The organism is Mesorhizobium sp. CA5, from assembly GCF_020165105.1.
GTDB lineage: Bacteria > Pseudomonadota > Alphaproteobacteria > Rhizobiales > Rhizobiaceae > Mesorhizobium.
Window position 1 is genome coordinate 100,560 of the sequence record NZ_JAIUHJ010000010.1, and the last position, 17,628, is coordinate 118,187.

Sequence of the window (17,628 nt, forward strand, 5' to 3'; positions counted from 1 at the left end):
TTTCCGTGAAACGGTGAAACGCACTAGGCGAGTAGAAATCCTAGCGTGATCGCCAACTGGGCGGCATAGTAAAGCACCCAGGCCGCATAGCGCATCCAGACGCGATGCAGCGAGATCGCCGCGAGCATGAAGCGCTCGGCCGCGAGCAGCCCGTCCGAGGCGATGAACAGCACCGCGCCGGCAATCACCCAGGGATGGTCCGTGGTGAGCGCCGAAATGCCCATGGCGAGGATCGCCGCGACATAGACGGCGACCGGCGCGCGCAGTTGGGGGCCGACGCGGCGCCAGAGCGCGGCAAGCATGACGATGCTGAATGCGGCCATGGCCAGGGCGATCGCGCCGCGCCAGGGTTCGGCGCTCAACAGGCCGAGCCCGCCGCCTGCCTGCGAAAACAGCGCGATATAGGCGATATGACCGGCGAGAAAGCTCGCCAGCCCGCCGAGAAAGGCCTTTTCGCCGTCGCGTGACAGAAAGGCGTCGCCGACGGCGCTGAGTGCCAGCGCCGCAACCAGCAGCAGCGGACCGCCCTGCATGGCGGCAAGCACGGCCAGCAAAGCCACGGCAAGCGTCTTTGCCGCCGTGCGCGTCCACTTCGGCGGCATGTCGAGCGCAAAGGCGTAGATCACGGCCGCAACGAACGAGAACAAAAGCGTCGCGTTGGCGTTGGCCTCGATGCCGCCGGAAAACGGCATCATGCGCTGACCTCCTTGGCCGCCGGCTTGCGCATCAGCAGCGACTTCGCCGCGAGCGCGGCGCCTCCGGTGATGAGCACGCAGGCCGCGAGGATGCGCAGCGACGGCTCGGCGACGCCAGCGGCGATCAGCACCAGCGTCGACAGAAGCGGCGCGGCGTAGCTCGCGGCGCCCAGCACCTGGATGTTGCCGCGCTTGACGCCGATATCCCAGGCATAGAAGGCCGCGCCCACCGGCATCAGGCCGAGCCCGATGACGGCCAGCCATTGTCCGAGGCTGTCCGGCAGCACCGTCTTCTCAAGCAGCAGATGGCAGGCAAGCGACAGTGCCGACGTCGCCGCGCAGAACCAGGTGACGATCGAGGTCGGCACCGACGGAAAGCGCCGCGACAAGAGCGAATAGGACGACCACAACAGCGCGCAGACGGCCGCCATCGCATAGCCGAAGGCGTAGCGCGCGTCGAAGGCCAGCCCGCCGCCCTTGGTGACGATCAGGAAGGTGCCGGCAAGGCCGAGCAGCGCGCCGACGACATGGTTCCAGGCAAGCCGCTCGCCCGGCATCAGCGCCGAGCCGAGCACGATCAGCAGCGGCCACAAATAGGCGATCAGGCTCGCCTCGACCGCCGGCGCATTGCGCAGCGCCGTGAAGTAGAAGAAATGATAACCGAACAGCCCGGCAATGCCGATCACCCAGACTTGGCGAGGGATCTTCCGGCCCCGGTCGGAAGCCGGCATCACCAGCCGCGCCACGAGCCCGACGCAGGTGCCGATGGCGAAGGTGATGGCCGACAACAGGAAGGGTGGCACCTGTCCGGAAGCGTTGGTGAGCAGCGCCAGCAGCGCCCACATGGCGACCGCCGAAAACCCGATCAGTGTTGCGCGCCCCATATTTCCCCCGCCGGCGCGCGGTGGCGCCTGTCCTAATTTACCGCCTCGAACCGTCTCGCGCTGATGGTCAGCGGACCAATCTGAGTCCCAACCGTGGCGCGGATCGGCGCATATATGCCGGATTGGCCGAGCGGTGCAAACGTCACCAGCATGCGGCTCTTGTTCTTCAGGAAATTCAATGCCTTGCGGCCCTTGCGATAGCCCGCCACCGGCTCGAAGCCCATTTTGCAGGTCACCGTGTCGCCCTTGTAGCCCGGCACCGAGATCGAACCCTTGGAGGCATAGGTCAAGGTCAGGTCGGCGCGCATCTCGCCATCATAGAACTTGACCGTGCGTCCGCAGACCTTGTCCAGGCTGTCGGCGTGGATGACGGTCGCGGCCATCGGATCGAGCACCGATTTCAGGTCGCTATCGCCCAGCGGCACCCAGCTCTTCGGATCGCGCTTCTTTGGCGCGGGAACGACTTGCGTGGAGGTGACAGCGCCGTTATTGAAGCGGATATCGACCATCGAGGCCTTCTTGCCGGACGTATAGTCGGCCCGGAATGCATGCGGCTGCATCTGCTTGCCGGAAATGGTGCCTTTCGAGGAAATCGTGCCTTTCGTGTCGTCGAACAACTTGCCGAGGCCGGCGGCCGAGACGGTGCCGTCAATGGCATAGTTGTCGCCTTGGTATCGGCTGGAGAAAGTCGCCCTGGCGATCGAAAGGCCGAGAAATGACACCGTATACTCGCCCTTGAACGACTGCGGCGGCGCGGCGGCGAAGCTCGTTGCCGGCACGGCAACGGCAAGCAGGGCGGCGAATGCATGAGAAGGACGGAGCATGGCGGCTGGCTGATCCCTGGCGGTTCGGCCGGAACGCAGCGGCTCCAGCCTGGCAGATCCCTTCGCGATGGGCTTATACTGTGAAATCCGGCCTTTATATGGAGCGTGCCTGACAGCGGGGCGCGTGCCGGAGCTTGACGCAGTGGTGAAATGCCACTATGGAACGCCAACTTTTCCAAAGGCCGCCTGACCGAGACCGCGCGCCGCCCGGCGCGGGCAGAATGGTTTGGCAGGCTTAGAACTGAGGTTAGACAAGATGTCCCGCACCTGCGAACTCACTGCCAAGGCAGTCCAGACTGGCAACAATGTGAGCCACGCCAACAACAAGACCAAGCGTCGCTTCCTGCCGAATCTGGTCAATGTGACGCTGATTTCCGAAGCGCTGAACCAGAATGTTCGCCTGCGCATTTCGGCCAACGCGCTGCGTTCGGTCGAGCACCGCGGCGGCCTCGACGCCTTCCTGGCCAAGGCCGACGTCAAGGAATTGTCGCAGCGCGCCCGTCTGCTCAAGAAGCAGATCGCCAAGAAGCTGGCCGAGCAGTCGGCCGCTTAAACCAGCAGCTTTCAGGCGGGGGACGACCGCCTCGAGCCCCGGCCAGACCGGTGCTCGAAACAGGAGCGAGCGTCGGCATGACGCTCGGCTGGTTCCATTACCCAGGATAAAAAAATGTATTTCCTGACGCGATATTTGCCCTTCGTGGCCGCCATGGCGCTTGTCGTCGTGGCGTCGAACATCCTCGTGCAGTTCCCGATGCAGGGCCAAGTCGGTGGCCTGTCGTTGGCGGACCTGCTGACCTGGGGCGCCTTCACCTATCCTTTCTCCTTCCTGGTCACCGATCTGGCCAACCGCCGCTACGGCCCGGCCGTGGCGCGCAAGGTGGTGTTCGTCGGCTTCATGACTGCGGTGACCTGCTCGATCCTGATTCCGCCGTTCCTGTTCCGTCATGGGCTGATCGAGTTCGAAACCGCCGCCGACCGGCTGGTGCGCATCGCAGCCGCCTCGGGAGCTGCCTTCCTCGCCGCGCAATTGCTGGACGTTACCGTCTTCAACCGGCTGCGCCGGCAGAGCTGGTGGCGCGCGCCGATCGTCGGCACGCTGGTCGGCTCCATCTTCGACACCGTCGTCTTCTTCGGCGTCGCCTTCTCCGCCGCCTTCGCTTTTGCCGGCCCCAACGACGGCTTCGCGCTGGAGACCGCGCCGCTGATGGGCGTGCTGCCGGTCGAGACGATGCGCTGGGTCTCCTGGGCGCTTGGCGACCTTTCGGTCAAGCTGATCATCGCCGTGGTGGCGCTAATCCCCTACCGGCTGCTCGCCGCGCGCTGGAGCCAACCGGCGGTCGCGTTCTAGGCCATGAACCCAGCAAGTGGAATCAGGCCGTGATCCCCTGGGTTCAGCTTGACTGCGCCCGCACGCCCGATGGCGGCCAAGAACTGCGCCTGAAGCGGCGCGGCGCTGAATTCTCGATCATGCTCGGCACCAATGAGCTGATGAACAGCCGCCTCAGCGGTTCCGAGGAAGCGCTGGCCAGGCTTTCCTGTCAGCGTATCGCCGGACGCGAGCGGCCAAGCATCCTTATCGGCGGGCTCGGCATGGGCTTTACCTTGCGCGCCGCCCTCGCAGCGCTCGTTCGGGACGCTGCCGTCACCGTTGCCGAACTCGTCCCCGCGGTCGTCGACTGGGCACGCGGCCCCATGTCGGGGATCTTCGGCGGCTGCCTCGACGATCCCCGCGTCACCATTCGCGAGGCCGATGTCGGCCAGGTGATAGGGGCGGAGAAAGCCGCCTGGGACGCGATCCTGCTCGATGTCGATAATGGTCCCGAAGGCATCGTCCACAAGGGCAATGACACGCTCTATGGCGCCGCCGGCCTTACGGCCGCGCGCGCCGCGTTGAAGCCTGGCGGCGTGCTGGCGGTCTGGTCGCAGGGGCCGGACAGCGGCTTCACCCGGCGGCTGAAACAGGCCGGCTTCGCGGTCGAGGAGATCAGCACGCGGGCCAATGGCAAGCGCGGCGCCCGCCACGTCATCTGGATCGCGGCGAAGCTCTAACCTGGATTGCGGCGTCGGCGCATTTCTATTTAGCCGCACTTGCCGCCACAGGGAAAGAGAGCATAACTCTAGAGGACATCTAGGGCTTTGAGGGGTGGCTTGGAGATGCACAAACCTACATTGGCGCGAATAGTAGCTGCGCTTTTTTTGTTTTTAGTCGTGCTCTTAATCGCCGCCTGGACTTCCGGGTTTCAGGAAACAATGTGCGAGCAAACAAAGAGCGGCGAGGAACAGTGCGCTCCCTATAACCTTGCGGCGTATTATCTGGTCCGGACCAGGAGAACCATTGACGAGAACGACGGGCTTATCACCGCTCTGGCCACTATCGTCATCGCTGCATTCACCGGCACGCTCTGGCAGTCCACCAGAAACTTGTGGCTCGCCGGCGAGAGGCAGATGAGCCTCATCGAAGGCAACGCCAAAAAGGAGCTTCGCGCTTATCTCACTGTCGTCCCCGATGGGATCAACCAATTGATCGGCGAATCCAACGTTATGGGACATGTCGTGTTGAAAAACGTTGGCAGACTGCCGGCGCGAAATGTGACCCTGCTCGTCTCGATGGAGTTGTCGGACGGCCCGGAGATGGACTCTTTCTTTCGTAGACAAGTTTTCAACATTGCTAAGGTAGCGACCAATTCGGATCGCGTTATCCAGCCTGGCGGCGAAATGCGCCAAGGGAGCGAACGGCCAACCCTCGCCATTTCTGAACTCTGTGTGCCGGACCACAACGTCTACGTCTACGGGATAGTCAGATACGACAATGGGTACGGGGAGCAATGCTTCACGAAATTCTGCCACCGGTATGCGACAGCTAGTCGGGATCGCAGTGTGAAGCCGGATAGCAGACCGAACAAAAGCCGCGCTTTCATCGGCGCAGATAAAGCCCGCTATCACAACTACGGCAATAGTGCCGAGATTTTGGTGGGAGAATAGCTTAGCGACATGCCAGCCACTCGTCATCGTTGGTCGTTGCTCGTAGCCGTCGGATGTCTTTGGATCGGGGGGAGTGTCGCTTGGTCACAGGACACCAAGCCAGATCAGCAAAGCCGGTCCTCACAACCAAGCACTACCGAAAACCTGCAATCCACTAAGCAGGATAGCGAACCCCGGACACTCGCGCCTGAGCCGAGCCAGCCAGTTGGCAAGGCAAAGGGCGCCGATGACCAGCAAGGCAGCGCCGGCAAAGAATGGCGCGAAAACCTCGTTGAACACGCGCCGGATTGGTCGGTCGCGTTCTTCACCTTTATCCTTTGTGTATTCACCGGCCTGCTTTGGCGCTCCACCAATAAGCTCTGGCTGGCCGGCGAAAAGCAAATGAAGCTGATTCAGGACAACGCCGCTCTGCAATCCGCCGACATGCAGGCTTCTATTAAGGTCGCGGAAGACGCTGCTAAGGCCGCTAACAGGTCTGCCGAAGTTGCCGAACGGACCATGGTGCTGAATGATCGACCGTGGGTCGGGGTAGAACTTCAGATTCTCGGCCCGCTGGTTTTTACGGCCCATGATTGCAGCATCAAATTGGACATGACAATCACCAATCATGGGCGGTCGCCGGCCATCAGAACCGATCCTCACGTCGAGTTTTTTGTTTCCACTCAGAAGGCAATCGAGTGGAGAAACAAGATGGAAGACAGCGCCAGATATATGATCGCAAATATGTTTGGTGAAACGCTGTTCCCCACCGTTCCTCGCTCTAAAAAGTGGAGCTTCAGCGTAAGCAGGGATGACATCTTGAGGGGGAAGACCGAAGACGACGAGAACTGCGTGCGGCCGATAGTAGCCTATTGTGTCTACTATGGCCTTCCGACCGGCGGTCGCGCTCGCTATACGTCCGGCATCCGGGAAATCTTCAGAATCGGCCACGAGCCTTTCGACGGCGATCCGGCCACATTTACGGATCACGAAATCAGATTCTTGGACATGGTGACGGAAGACGCCACGTAGGCCCAGCCATAGCAATAAGGTCGAAAGGGGGCGGTCATTTCAGCAATCGCTGACATGTGGGTTAGGTCTGTCGCTGGCCCGTGGCGGTTGCGCCAAAATACCGTTCGGCCGGCTTTACGCTTTGTTACGCCCGATCGTGCAGGATCGCGAAAATTCTCTAGGGCATTGCGACCAGCATGACCGTGCAAGGCACCGGTTGGAAAAACGACCTTCTGCTTGCGCTGTGCGCCACGCTGATGGTGCTGACGATCAACGCCGTTTCCGGTTTTCCGACCCTTGGCGACTACGGCGCCGACAATGACAGCATGCTGCGGCTGGTCGAGGTTCGCGACCTGCTCGGCGGGCAAAGCTGGTTCGATCTCCATCAATACAGAATGGGAACCTCGGGCGGCTTCGTCATGCACTGGTCGCGCTTGCTGGACATGCCGCTCGCGCTGATCATCATGGCCTTCGAAGCGCTGGGTGCCGGCCCCGCCACCGCCGAGCGTGCCGTGCAAATCATCTGGCCGACCCTCCTCTACGGACTGACCATATTCGTGCTCATGCGCGCCTCGCAGCGCTTCGCCGCTGCGAATGTCGCGATGCCGGCAGTCATTCTGTCGACGGCGGCGCTTTTCTACCTGGTGATCTACAGCCCGGGCGTGATCGATCACCACAATGTCCAGCTGCTTCTGACGGCGGCCGGCCTCTGGCTTCTGATGGAAGCGCCCTCCTGGCGGCCCGCGGCCCTTCTGTCGGGCATTTGCGCCGGCCTGACGCTCGCGGTCGGCATGGAGACGGCTCCCTATGTGGCAGTGCTCGGCATCTGCGCCGCTGTCCTGTTCATCCTCGACGACAAGGAGCGCGGCACGGCACGAGGCTTTGGCATCGGATTTGCCGGCATAGCCTCCCTGGTCTTCGTGGCGACCATCCGGCCCGCCGATTGGGGCGTGGCCCAATGCGACGCCTTCTCCTCCTTCCAGTTCGCCGTTGCCGCATTGTCCGGCTTCGGCCTCGTGATCGCCAGTACCTTTGCCGCATCGAGCCGCCGGGCGCGGCTGGTTTCGATGCTGGCGCTGATGGCGGCGGTCGCGGTCGTTGTGATCGTGTTCTTCCCGCAATGCCTGGCATCGCCCTATGCGGGCATGGACGAACGTATCCGCACCTATTGGCTGGCCGACGTGGTCGAAGCGCAGCCCTTCTGGAGCGTCGCCATCCACCAGCCGAAACTGATGGCGGCGCGCTATGTGACGCCCTTCATCGCGATCCTGCTGGTCGGCCTTCAGCTCCGAACCCGTCGCCTGCGCCGCGAGGAAAAGCTCGCCGCCACCCTGCTCGTCGTCGCCTTCGGCGTCAGCCTCTGGCAGGTGCGCGGCTCGACCTTCTCCGTCGCCTTCGCCGTGCTGCCGCTTTCGGCCTGGATCGCGAGAATCCGCCTGCGGGCGAACGCCGCGCCCTCGTGGCGCCTTTCCGCCGGCATCGTCATGGCGTGGCTGGTCTCGCTCAACGCGACCTGGGCTGGGGTCGCGGTGGCGGCGCAGTCCGTGGTCCAGCAGGCGCCGCAGCGGGTTAATTCCGACCCCGACCATGCCGTGACCTGCGGCAAGCCGGGCGACTTCCATGATCTTGCCGCGATGCCCGCGACGACGGTGCTTGCCTCGTCCAATCTCGGCTCAGGAATATTGACGTTCACCGGCCACCGGGCGCTGGCCGGCCCTTACCACCGCAATGTCGGCGGCAATCTCGCCATGCTCGACGCGTTCATGGGGACGCCGGACGCCGCCCACGCCGTCATCGAACGCGAGCATGTCGGGCTGGTCGCGATCTGCCGCGGCAACACGGAAGAGATATCGCTGGCTCTGGACGCGCCGAAGGGCCTTGTCGCGGCGTTGCTGCGGGGCGACCTGCCTGAGTGGCTCGAACTGGACCAGTCTACCGCGGGAAAGCCGATCGAGATCTACAAGGTTCGTTGAATATCGGCCCGCGGCCATATCAGCATCGTCGACAGCGCCCTTCGCAATACGCCTGCTCTGCGCTGATGCAATTTCACTGCGTGATTTAGAAAACCGCTATCGAAATCAGTTCCATGGATCGTTGCAATCCAGCCTGTGCTTTGGTTAGCATCTCGTTTAGGCGGCGATATATGTATTCAAGAAATTTGGATTCGGGGTTTTAGGTTGGGGAGAAGACATCCATGTCGGCCATAGAGGGCGCGGCGGCGCCAGCATCAGCCACACAAACGCTGCAGCATGTTGTCTCTCACATGGTGGACGCCGTGAACCGTGCCGCATTTGTGGAAAAGCCTTTCTGGCATCTGGAAATGACCGATGTTTTCCCGGCGGACCTTTATCAGCGCATGCTCGCCGCCATGCCGGAGGCGCGCGAATATCGTGCGCTCAAGGGACGCAACAATGTGAATATCAAGGCTGACGGCACCCCGACGCGGATCAAGATCGACCTCTACCCCGAATACATCCGCCATCTGCCGCAGGAGAAGCGGGCGATTTGGTCCCTGGTTGGCAAGGCATTGCATGCGCCGCAGCTGAAGGACGCATTCATGCGCCGCCTTGCCCCGGGCTTGGAGCGCCGGTTCGGCTCGGACTTCATGAAGGTCGGCATGTATCCGGTGCCGATGCTGACGCGCGACGTGGCGGGCTACAAGATCGGCTTCCACACCGACACGAAATGGAAAGGGATCACGGTCCAGTTCTACCTGCCGGAGGACGACTCGATCAACCATATCGGCACCCGCTTCGCCGAGCGCATGCCGGACGGGCGTTTCGAGAATTCGCACCGGATGTCGTTTTCGCCGAACACCGGCTACGCCTTTGCGGTCGGCACCGACACCTGGCACGCGGTCGACACTGTCGGACCGGAAGTCCGCACCCGCGACAGCATCCTTCATACCTATTTCGTGGACAACACCGCGACGCTCAAGATCCGTAACCGGAGCAAGCGCGCGGCCAATTTCGTGATGAACGAAGTCCGCCACGTCGGCCGGTAATCTCTCGGCGCCCGCCGTCGGCACGGCTGAATCCATGCCGGCCCGCCGTCCTCAGTCCTGGTGCAGGATGAATTCCAGGTAGAGGTTGCGCTGCAGGATCGAATGGTTGTCGTCGGATATCAGCGACACCATCAGCGCGCCGTCGTCGCGGGTCCAGACGTCCAGCCCTTCCATATTGTCGATCTGGTAGCCCATATCGGCTTCCATCAGCACCGGCCCGTCGGCGACCGCGCCCTTCTCGACGCTTTCGCCATAGATGCGCCGCAGCCGCATTTTCACCCCGCGCGCGATCGAAAAACTGCGCTCCAGCAGCAACAGGTCGCCATCCGGCAGGAAGACACCGTCGGTTATGTCGAAATCGCCATCGCGCTTCACGGTGAAGACGCCCTTATGCGGCCCCTCGATGATGGCGGCGTAGACATTGCCGGCTTCATCGAGGCTCCTCTCCGAGACCACGACCAGGCCGCCCGCGTGCTGCCCATAAGGATTGGCATGGGTGACGGTCTCGAAGCCGCGGTTCTGGCGCAGCTCCCGGGCGGGGATCTGGTAATCGAGCTGCCGGATCGGCGCTTTCATATTGTCGGGATCGATCTTGAACTGGGCGACGCGCTGGTCGCGCTCAAAGCCGACGGTGGCGATACCGTCCCTGACCGCGAGCCCCTCAGCGTCGACCTTCCATTTCCGGTTGATCGGCCGGCCCGAAGCGTCGACCATCTGCTGCAGGCGGAAGTTCGAAACGCCCGACGGACGTCGGTCGGCGTCATGCGTGATCGTGCCGAAGAACCAGAAGCCGGTGTCGGCGACGCCGATGAAGTCGCTGCCCGGCTTCAGAAAGCGAAAAGCCGACAGCGCGCCGAAATCGCGTGCCTGCGAGGTCATCTCCAGCCCGCCGACGAATTCAAGCGGCCCGAACCGCGTCTCGTCGCGGCCGATATGGAACTGGCTGATCGGCCGCGCCGAAATCTCGACTGTTTCGACGGGAGTTCCCGGAGCGGCAATTGCCGGCGATGCGCAGGCCAGCACGCAGGCGAAAAGCGTCCGCCGCGCACACCGCCCCGAAAGGATCATCCGGCGCGTCGCAATCCGCCGCGCCGCGTGTCGCGTGCGCTCTCCTCGCCGAACAGTGAGGCGAGCTGCTCGGTCATGGCGCCGGCGAGTTCCTCGGCATCGACGATGGTGACGGCGCGGCGATAATAGCGCGTGACGTCGTGGCCGATGCCGATCGCCAGAAGCTCGACCGGCGAGCGCGTTTCGATCAGCTCGATGACCGCCCGCAGATGGCGTTCCAGGTAATTGCCCGGATTGACCGACAGCGTGGAATCGTCGACCGGCGCGCCATCCGAGATCATCATCAGGATCTTGCGCTGCTCGGGCCGGCCGATCAGCCGGTTATGCGCCCATAGCAGCGCCTCGCCGTCGATGTTTTCCTTCAGTAGGCCCTCACGCATCATCAGCCCGAGATTGCGGCGCGCGCGCCGCCACGGATGATCGGCGGATTTATAGATGATGTGGCGCAGATCGTTGAGCCGGCCGGGGTTAGGCGGCTTGCCATCCTTCAGCCATTTCTCGCGCGCCTGCCCGCCTTTCCACGCCCGCGTGGTGAAGCCGAGGATTTCGACCGAAACGCCGCAACGCTCCAGCGTGCGCGCCAGGATGTCGGCGCAGGTCGCGGCGACGGTGATCGGCCGGCCGCGCATGGAGCCCGAATTGTCGAGCACCAGCGACACCACCGTGTCGCGGAACTTGGTGTCGCGCTCCTGCTTGAATGACAGCGGCTGCATCGGGTCGATGACCACGCGCACCAGGCGGGCCGGATCGAGATAGCCTTCCTCCAGGTCGAAATCCCAGGAGCGGTTCTGCTGCGCCATCAGCCGGCGCTGCAGCCGGTTGGCGAGCCGCCCGACAACGCCGGAAAGGTTGGCAAGCTGCTTGTCGAGGAAGGCGCGCAGCCGGTCGAGCTCCTCTTCCTCGCACAGCTCCTCGGCGCCTACCGTCTCGTCGAAGGCGGTGGTGAAGACCTTGTAGTCGATCTCTTTCGGCAGGTTCAGGAACGGATTGTCGTTTCGCTTGGCCTCGCCCGGCGTCTCGGCGTCGGCGTCGTCCTCATCGGACAGGTCGTCGGAGGTGGCGTCGGTCGCTTCGGTCTCGGCCGACTCTTCGTCGTCGGCGGAGGCTTCGGCATCTTCCGACTGCGACTGCTCGGAGCCTGAATCCTCCTCGCCGCCTTCCTCGCTCTGTTCCTCGCCCTGCTGCTCGTTCTCTTCGTTTTCCTCCGAGTCGTCGGTTTCCTGATCGTCGCCGAGTTGCTCGGCCATCTCCATGGAAACCAGCATGTCGCGCACGATACGGGCAAAGGCCTGCTGGTCCTCGAGCTTGGCCGACAGGCCGTCCAGGTCGCTGCTCGCCTTTTCCTCGATCCAGGGACGCCAGAGATCGACCAGCCGCTCGCCGCTCTTCGGCACGGAACGTCCGGTGAGCTTCTCGCGCACCATCAGCGCAATCGCTTCCTCGAGCGGCGCGTCCGCCTTGTCCCTGACGTCGACGAGGTTCGCCTTGGCGTATTTGTCCTCGAGCATCGAGCCGATATTGTCGGCCACGCCCTGCATGGCGCGGCTGCCGATCGCCTCGACGCGCGCCTGCTCGACGGCGTCGAAGATGGAACGCGCCAGCTTGCCTTCCGGCGCCAGCCTGTTGTGGATGCGCTGATCGTGACAGGCGCGCTTCAGCGCCATGGAATCGCCCAGGCCGCGCGTGATCGCGATGTCGTTGCGGGACGCTTTCTTCGGCAGCTCGGGCAGGCGCGCGCGGTTGCCGGCCAAAGCCGGCCGGTCCTTGGCAAAACCGACCTCGAGGTCCTTGTCGCCGGCGACGGCGCGCATGCACACGGTCACCGCGCGCTTGAAGCTGTCGGCTTCAGACCCGTTCTTCGGCTTGTTGCGCGTGTTGTCGCCTGGACCCGCCATGATCATTCCCTGCGCGATTCATGCTGAAAGGCTGGAGGCCTCTTCAGCCGCGCGCCTACCTCAGCACCACGTTCGCGGCGCTCTCCGGCAGATCCTCGCCGAAGGCGCGTTGGTAGAACTCGGCCACCACCGAACGCTCCAGCTCGTCGCACTTGTTGAGGAAGGTCAGCCGGAACGCCATGCCGATATCGCCGAAAATCTCGGCGTTCTCGGCCCAGGTGATGACGGTGCGCGGGCTCATCACGGTCGACAGGTCGCCATTGATGAAGGCTGAACGCGTCATGTCGGCGACGCGCACCATCTTGTTGACGATGTCCTTGCCCTTGCTGTCGCGATAGTGCTTGGCCTTGGCCAGCACGATGTTCACTTCATTGTCGTGCGGCAGGTAATTGAGCGTGGTGACGATCGACCAGCGGTCCATCTGCGCCTGGTTGATCTGCTGCGTGCCGTGATAGAGGCCCGTGGTGTCGCCGAGACCGACCGTGTTGGCGGTGGCAAACAGCCGGAATGCAGGGTGCGGGCGGATGACCCGGCTCTGGTCGAGCAGGGTCAGGCGACCCGACGATTCCAGCACGCGCTGGATGACGAACATCACGTCCGGACGGCCGGCATCATATTCGTCGAAGCAGAGCGCCACATTGTGCTGATAGGCCCAGGGCAGGATGCCGTCGCGGAATTCGGTGACCTGCAGCCCTTCCTTGACGACGATGGCGTCCTTGCCGACGAGGTCGATGCGGCTGACATGGCTGTCGAGGTTGACGCGCACGCAGGGCCAGTTGAGCCGCGCCGCGACCTGCTCGATATGCGTCGACTTGCCGGTGCCGTGATAACCCGACACCATGACGCGGCGGTTGTAGGCAAAGCCGGCGAGGATCGCCAGTGTCGTCGCCTTGTCGAACAGATAGTCGGGGTCGATGTCCGGCACATGCTCCGTCGCCGCCGAATAGGCGGGAACGATCATCTTGGAATCGAAGCCGAATTTCTCCTTCACCGGCACGGTCGTGTCGGGCAGGTTGGCGATGTCGCGATCGACCTTGTTCATCACTATCAACGTCTCCACGGGCGAAACGCCGCGTTTCGCCGGCAATCGATTTTGTCCGGGGGCGGTCTTAGAGCCTTTTCCAACCATATGAAAGTTGGAAAAACGACTTGGTACCGTGGGGCCGCTCAGCACAATCCTGCTTGCTTGAGCACCCGATAAGCCTGCAGCACATCGCGGAACCGGTCTTCCGAACCTCTGTCGCCGCCATTCGCATCCGGATGGTGGCGCTTAACGAGTTCCTTATAGCGCGCCTTGATGTCCTGACCAGTCGCCTTTGTGTCAAGGCCAAGCGTTTCCAGCGCCTTGGCCTCAAGTGGCTTTGCCTTGCGCTCACGCGGCTCGCGTGCTCCGCCGCTGAACAGATTGAAGGGATCGCGCATGCGGTTGTAGTAGCCGGCCCGCCCCGAACGCTGCTGCGCGAAATCCGGCGCCGAGCGCGTCCCGCCGCCATTGGCGCCCATGCGCCATGTCGGCCTGTGGCCGGTCAGCGCCTCCTTCTGGAAGCGGGCGATCTCAGTGTCCGACACGCCGGAGAAGTAATTGAAGCCCTTGTTGTATTCGCGCACATGGTCGAAGCAGAAGCGAAAATACTCGCCCTCCTTGAGGCGCCCGACCGGCGCGCGATGCGTGCCGGCTTCGTTGCAGCCGTCCCACTGGCAGATCGGGGCGCGCGACTTCAGCTCCGCGTCCTTCTCCGGCCGAATTCGAATTTTCTCGAAATATTTGGGGTACGCTTTCATCTCACCCATTTATGGGCTGTTCGCATGTGCGAAACAAGAATTGACATTTCGCCGATGATCGCCCTAACCGCTGAATCGCGGCTTAAAAGCGGTCGAAATTCAAGATTTTGCGGCTATGCCGCAGATGTGGGGAAGGGAAACCCGGATGTCCATACAGTCGACAATCGAAAACAAGCTGAAAGCGGCATTTTCGCCCGAACGGCTAGCGGTCATCAATGAGAGCCATCTTCACGCCGGGCATCATCACGTCGAGTCCGGCCACCACGCGACGTTCGACGGCGCCGGCGAGACGCATTTTCGCGTTCGCATCGTTTCGCCGAGCTTTGCCGGCATGACTCGCATCGAGCGCCACCGTGCCGTCAACGAATTGCTCGCGGACGAACTGAAGGCCGGCGTGCATGCGCTGGCGATCGAGCCGGCGGCGCCCGGCGAGAAGACGCGCTGGTAAGCTCTCAGCCGACGCTCGCCTTGAGGAAGGCCAACACAGCCGCGGTCAAGGCGTCGCCGTCCTGGCCGAAATCGCGATTGATCGACATGTGCGTATAGGCGCTGCCGTCGAACAACGTGACCTTGGCGCCGGTGGCGCGCAGGCGTTCCGCGAAAGCCTTCGACGCCTCGCCTCGCCCGGGCGCGCGCGAATAGGCGATGAAGGTCGGCGGATGTTTCCTGCCGTCGACATGGGCCGACGGCGATAGCGCCGCCCATTGTGTCGGGTCGGGAAAGGCACGCGCATAGGCGCCCATCATGCCGCCATTCCTGGAAAGCGCCGCAAGATCATAGGCCCTGGTATCGTCCAGGATCAGGGCGGCGACGCCGGGCAACCCGCCGCGCATGGCGGTCAGCGCGATCAGATGGCACCCGGCCGAATGGCCCATGCCGACGATGCGACTGGGATCGCCGCCGTATCGGGCAATGTTGGCGCGCACATGGCCGTAGGCCTTTTCGACGTCGCCGGCCTGGGTGGCGACATCGGCTTCCGGCAGCATGCGGTAATCGATCGAGACGAACACGAAGCCATTGGCGAGCAGGAAGTCCGGCTTTGAGCCGACCTGGCCGCGTTTGCCGAACCGCCAGGCGCCGCCATGGACAAAGAAAACCACCGGCAGGTTGTTTGCGCCGTCCGGCGCGTAGATATCGAGCTTGGCCGGACCGTAGTCGAGGGTCTGCGGTGCCTGCCGGCCCGGACGCCTGGCGGCTGACGCACCTGCCGGCAGCAGCCCCCCAAGGCATGCCGCGATGAAGCCGCGTCGATCGATCATCGTCATCTCCGGCCAGGTTGCGGCGCAAGCGCGCCACGCACCTCGATTGGATCAATAATGACAACTTGTGGGCAGCAAACCAAATCAGGACCTTGAAGCTCCGCCGGCAATCACCACGTATTTCTCGGGCGAGCATTTTCGGCCGCGTCGGGTATCCCCCGGGTCAATGCCAGATTGCATGCGCTATCCTTCGTGTGAAGGGAACAAACAGTGCTTTCCGGCAGTTGATGCAGCGATGAGCCGATTGGCAGCCCACCGGCTCCGAGGCAAAGCACCATGCGCGAGAACCAATCAGACGTCTTCGATCTGTTTTCGGAGATTTATTCCAACGCGGCTCAGGAAGAGATCAGCCTGCAGCAATATCTCCTGGCCTGCCGCGAAGACAAATCCATGTATGCGTCGGCGCCCGAACGCATGGTTGAGGCGATCGGTGAGCCGAACCTGGTCGACACCAGCAAGGACGAGCGGCTCGGCCGCATTTTCTCCAACCGCACCATCAAGGTCTATCCCTCCTTCTCCGATTTCTACGGAATGGAGGATACGATCGAGCGCATCGCCGGATATTTCCGCTATGCCTCGCAGGGCCTCGAGGAGCGCAAGCAGATCCTCTATCTCCTTGGCCCGGTCGGCGGCGGCAAATCCTCACTGGCCGAACGGCTGAAGAAGCTGATGGAGGAGCGCCCGATCTACACGCTCAAGGTCGGCAATAAGATCAGCCCGGTCTTCGAATCGCCGCTCGGCCTTTTCCATCCCGATCGCATGGGCGATCTGCTGGAGGATAAATACGGCATCGCCCGCCGCCGCCTGAACGGATTGATTTCGCCCTGGGCGGCCAAGCGCCTCGACGAACTGTCGGGCGACATCTCCAAATTCAGCGTGGTCAAGCTGATGCCGTCGCGGCTGCGCCAGATCGCCATCGCCAAGACCGAGCCCGGCGACGAGAACAACCAGGATGTCTCGGCCCTGGTCGGCAAGGTCGACATCAGGCAGTTGGAGCACTTCAGCCAGTCCGACCCGGACGCCTACTCCTACAGCGGCGGCCTCAACCGGACCACGCAAGGGCTGCTCGAATTCGTCGAGATGTTCAAGGCGCCCATCAAGGTCCTGCACCCATTGCTGACGGCAACCCAGGAAGGCAGCTACAACGGCACCGAGAATTTCGGTGCCTTCCCCTATCAGGGCATCGTCGTGGCCCATTCCAACGAATCGGAATGGCAGCAGTTCAAGAACAACAAGAACAACGAAGCCTTCCTCGACCGCATCCTCGTGGTCAAGGTCCCCTATTGCCTCCGTGTTACCGAGGAGAGGCACATTTACGAGAAGCTGCTGCGCGAGAGCGAGCTGGCAAACAGCCCCTGCGCGCCCGAAGTGCTGGACATCCTCAGCCGCTTCACCGTCTCGACCCGCCTTGCCGAGCACGAGAATTCGCCGCTCTACACCAAGATGCGCGCCTATGACGGCGAGAACCTCAAGGAGATCGACCCCAAGGCCAAGTCGGTCCAGGAATATCGCGACGCCGCCGGCGTCGACGAGGGCATGACCGGGGTCAGCACGCGCTTTGCCTTCAAGATCCTGTCGCAGACGTTCAACTACGACACCAAGGAGGTGGCGGCCGATCCCGTGCACCTGATGTACATCCTCGAGGAGGCCATCAAGCGCGAGCAATTCCCGAAGGAAACGGAGGCCGCCTTCCTCGAATTCATCAAGTCGGAACTCGCGACGCGCTATGCCGAGTTCATCGGCCATGAGATCCAGAAGGCCTATCTGGAATCCTACAGCGAGTACGGTCAGAACCTCTTCGACCGCTACATCGCCTATGCCGACGCCTGGATCGAGGATCAGGACTACAAGGACCCCGACACCGGCCAGATCCTCAACCGCGAGGTGCTGGACAAGGAATTGTCGCAGGTCGAAAAACCGGCCGGCATCGCCAACCCCAAGGACTTCCGCAACGAAGTGGTCAAATTCACCTTGCGTGCCCGGGCGCGCAACCATGGCCGCAATCCCTCCTGGACGAGCTATGAAAAGCTTCGCGAGGTCATCGAGAAGCGCATGTTCGGCCAGGTCGAGGACCTGCTGCCGGTGATCAGCTTCGGCTCCAAGCAGGACAGCGTCACGGAGAAGCGGCACAACGAATTCGTGCAGCGTATGGTGGAACGCGGCTACACCCAGCGGCAGGTTCGCCGGCTGGTCGACTGGTATATGCGCGTGAACAAGGCGGGTTGAGCAAAGCCGGGACGGTTCC

The 17,628-nt window shown here is 62.8% G+C and carries 17 protein-coding genes; 9 read left to right on the forward strand and 8 right to left on the reverse strand.

Going from position 1 to position 17,628, the window contains the following annotated elements; translation table 11 throughout:
* Positions 1 to 23: 23 nt before the first annotated feature.
* From LB529_RS15190 to LB529_RS15200, 3 genes are read right to left on the reverse strand one after another with little or no spacing between them, the layout of a single operon-like run.
* On the reverse strand, positions 24 to 695 hold the full coding sequence (locus tag LB529_RS15190; RefSeq protein WP_224711514.1) for a lysoplasmalogenase family protein: 672 nt from the start codon (positions 693 to 695) through the stop codon (positions 24 to 26).
* Entirely contained in the window at positions 692 to 1,579 is an 888-nt protein-coding gene (locus tag LB529_RS15195) for a DMT family transporter (protein WP_224711515.1), read from the reverse strand. Before LB529_RS15195 ends, LB529_RS15190 begins: the two co-directional genes overlap by 4 nt.
* Positions 1,580 to 1,611: 32 nt before the next feature.
* Positions 1,612 to 2,403: a DUF3108 domain-containing protein gene (locus LB529_RS15200; protein WP_224545932.1), complete on the reverse strand. Its 792-nt coding sequence runs from the start codon at positions 2,401 to 2,403 to the stop codon at positions 1,612 to 1,614.
* Between the two features lie 256 nt (positions 2,404 to 2,659).
* Here LB529_RS15200 and rpmB point away from each other — a divergent pair, with 256 nt between their 5' ends.
* The 7 genes from rpmB (at position 2,660) to LB529_RS15235 (ending at position 9,379) form a co-directional block, all read left to right on the forward strand.
* The gene (gene rpmB / locus LB529_RS15205) at positions 2,660 to 2,956 is read left to right on the forward strand and encodes a 50S ribosomal protein L28 (protein ID WP_095767449.1); all 297 of its coding nucleotides are present in this window, start codon (positions 2,660 to 2,662) and stop codon (positions 2,954 to 2,956) included.
* A 114-nt stretch (positions 2,957 to 3,070) separates the two neighbouring features.
* The gene (locus tag LB529_RS15210; RefSeq protein WP_224711516.1) at positions 3,071 to 3,751 is read left to right on the forward strand and encodes a queuosine precursor transporter; all 681 of its coding nucleotides are present in this window, start codon (positions 3,071 to 3,073) and stop codon (positions 3,749 to 3,751) included.
* A gap of 29 nt (positions 3,752 to 3,780) precedes the next feature.
* Positions 3,781 to 4,452 (forward strand): hypothetical protein, encoded by a 672-nt coding sequence (locus tag LB529_RS15215; RefSeq protein WP_224711517.1) that lies wholly within the window; start codon positions 3,781 to 3,783, stop codon positions 4,450 to 4,452.
* Positions 4,453 to 4,551: 99 nt separating this feature from the next.
* On the forward strand, positions 4,552 to 5,385 hold the full coding sequence (locus LB529_RS15220; protein WP_224711518.1) for a hypothetical protein: 834 nt from the start codon (positions 4,552 to 4,554) through the stop codon (positions 5,383 to 5,385).
* Positions 5,386 to 5,394: 9 nt separating this feature from the next.
* Positions 5,395 to 6,396, forward strand: coding sequence for a hypothetical protein (locus LB529_RS15225; protein ID WP_224711519.1), 1,002 nt, complete (start codon positions 5,395 to 5,397; stop codon positions 6,394 to 6,396).
* Between the two features lie 176 nt (positions 6,397 to 6,572).
* Positions 6,573 to 8,348 (forward strand): GtrA family protein, encoded by a 1,776-nt coding sequence (locus LB529_RS15230; protein WP_224711520.1) that lies wholly within the window; start codon positions 6,573 to 6,575, stop codon positions 8,346 to 8,348.
* A 347-nt stretch (positions 8,349 to 8,695) separates the two neighbouring features.
* Positions 8,696 to 9,379: a hypothetical protein gene (locus LB529_RS15235; RefSeq protein ID WP_224711521.1), complete on the forward strand. Its 684-nt coding sequence runs from the start codon at positions 8,696 to 8,698 to the stop codon at positions 9,377 to 9,379.
* Between the two features lie 51 nt (positions 9,380 to 9,430).
* On the opposite strand, the gene LB529_RS15240 is transcribed toward LB529_RS15235, so the two are convergent.
* From LB529_RS15240 to LB529_RS15255, 4 genes are all read right to left on the reverse strand, one after another.
* Positions 9,431 to 10,447 carry an esterase-like activity of phytase family protein gene (locus LB529_RS15240; RefSeq protein ID WP_224711522.1) on the reverse strand — a complete coding sequence of 339 codons (1,017 nt, stop codon included), beginning with the start codon at positions 10,445 to 10,447 and terminating at the stop codon, positions 9,431 to 9,433.
* Positions 10,444 to 12,342 (reverse strand): cobaltochelatase subunit CobT, encoded by a 1,899-nt coding sequence (gene cobT / locus LB529_RS15245; RefSeq protein ID WP_224545654.1) that lies wholly within the window; start codon positions 12,340 to 12,342, stop codon positions 10,444 to 10,446. The genes LB529_RS15240 and cobT overlap by 4 nt, the downstream gene beginning before the upstream one ends.
* 55 nt (positions 12,343 to 12,397) lie before the next feature.
* Entirely contained in the window at positions 12,398 to 13,384 is a 987-nt protein-coding gene (gene cobS / locus LB529_RS15250) for a cobaltochelatase subunit CobS (protein WP_224711523.1), read from the reverse strand.
* 125 nt (positions 13,385 to 13,509) lie between these two features.
* Positions 13,510 to 14,133 carry a J domain-containing protein gene (locus LB529_RS15255; RefSeq protein ID WP_095767437.1) on the reverse strand — a complete coding sequence of 208 codons (624 nt, stop codon included), beginning with the start codon at positions 14,131 to 14,133 and terminating at the stop codon, positions 13,510 to 13,512.
* Positions 14,134 to 14,269: 136 nt separating this feature from the next.
* Here LB529_RS15255 and LB529_RS15260 point away from each other — a divergent pair, with 136 nt between their 5' ends.
* On the forward strand, positions 14,270 to 14,572 hold the full coding sequence (locus LB529_RS15260) for a BolA family protein (protein ID WP_224711524.1): 303 nt from the start codon (positions 14,270 to 14,272) through the stop codon (positions 14,570 to 14,572).
* 4 nt (positions 14,573 to 14,576) lie between these two features.
* Here the strand turns inward: LB529_RS15260 and LB529_RS15265 are convergent, their stop codons facing one another.
* Complete coding sequence (locus LB529_RS15265) at positions 14,577 to 15,383, reverse strand: alpha/beta hydrolase (protein ID WP_224711525.1); 807 nt, start codon at positions 15,381 to 15,383, stop codon at positions 14,577 to 14,579.
* Positions 15,384 to 15,659: 276 nt separating this feature from the next.
* On the opposite strand from LB529_RS15265, the gene LB529_RS15270 reads away from it, so the two are divergent.
* Positions 15,660 to 17,609 (forward strand): PrkA family serine protein kinase, encoded by a 1,950-nt coding sequence (locus tag LB529_RS15270; RefSeq protein ID WP_095767435.1) that lies wholly within the window; start codon positions 15,660 to 15,662, stop codon positions 17,607 to 17,609.
* The last annotated feature ends 19 nt before the right edge of the window (positions 17,610 to 17,628 follow it).

Bases quoted from the DNA above. Each gene is read 5' to 3' on its own strand.
- LB529_RS15195 (WP_224711515.1), bottom strand. From the start codon at position 1,579: ATGGGGCGCGCAACACTGATCGGGTTTTCGGCGGTCGCCATGTGGGCG.
- LB529_RS15210 (WP_224711516.1), top strand. From the start codon at position 3,071: ATGTATTTCCTGACGCGATATTTGCCCTTCGTGGCCGCCATGGCGCTT.
- cobT (WP_224545654.1), bottom strand. From the start codon at position 12,342: ATGGCGGGTCCAGGCGACAACACGCGCAACAAGCCGAAGAACGGGTCT.
- LB529_RS15200 (WP_224545932.1), bottom strand. From the start codon at position 2,403: ATGCTCCGTCCTTCTCATGCATTCGCCGCCCTGCTTGCCGTTGCCGTG.
- LB529_RS15255 (WP_095767437.1), bottom strand. From the start codon at position 14,133: ATGGGTGAGATGAAAGCGTACCCCAAATATTTCGAGAAAATTCGAATT.
- LB529_RS15270 (WP_095767435.1), top strand. From the start codon at position 15,660: ATGCGCGAGAACCAATCAGACGTCTTCGATCTGTTTTCGGAGATTTAT.
- cobS (WP_224711523.1), bottom strand. From the start codon at position 13,384: ATGAACAAGGTCGATCGCGACATCGCCAACCTGCCCGACACGACCGTG.
- LB529_RS15225 (WP_224711519.1), top strand. From the start codon at position 5,395: ATGCCAGCCACTCGTCATCGTTGGTCGTTGCTCGTAGCCGTCGGATGT.
- rpmB (WP_095767449.1), top strand. From the start codon at position 2,660: ATGTCCCGCACCTGCGAACTCACTGCCAAGGCAGTCCAGACTGGCAAC.
- LB529_RS15230 (WP_224711520.1), top strand. From the start codon at position 6,573: ATGACCGTGCAAGGCACCGGTTGGAAAAACGACCTTCTGCTTGCGCTG.
- LB529_RS15265 (WP_224711525.1), bottom strand. From the start codon at position 15,383: ATGATCGATCGACGCGGCTTCATCGCGGCATGCCTTGGGGGGCTGCTG.
- LB529_RS15235 (WP_224711521.1), top strand. From the start codon at position 8,696: ATGACCGATGTTTTCCCGGCGGACCTTTATCAGCGCATGCTCGCCGCC.
- LB529_RS15260 (WP_224711524.1), top strand. From the start codon at position 14,270: ATGTCCATACAGTCGACAATCGAAAACAAGCTGAAAGCGGCATTTTCG.
- LB529_RS15240 (WP_224711522.1), bottom strand. From the start codon at position 10,447: ATGATCCTTTCGGGGCGGTGTGCGCGGCGGACGCTTTTCGCCTGCGTG.
- LB529_RS15190 (WP_224711514.1), bottom strand. From the start codon at position 695: ATGATGCCGTTTTCCGGCGGCATCGAGGCCAACGCCAACGCGACGCTT.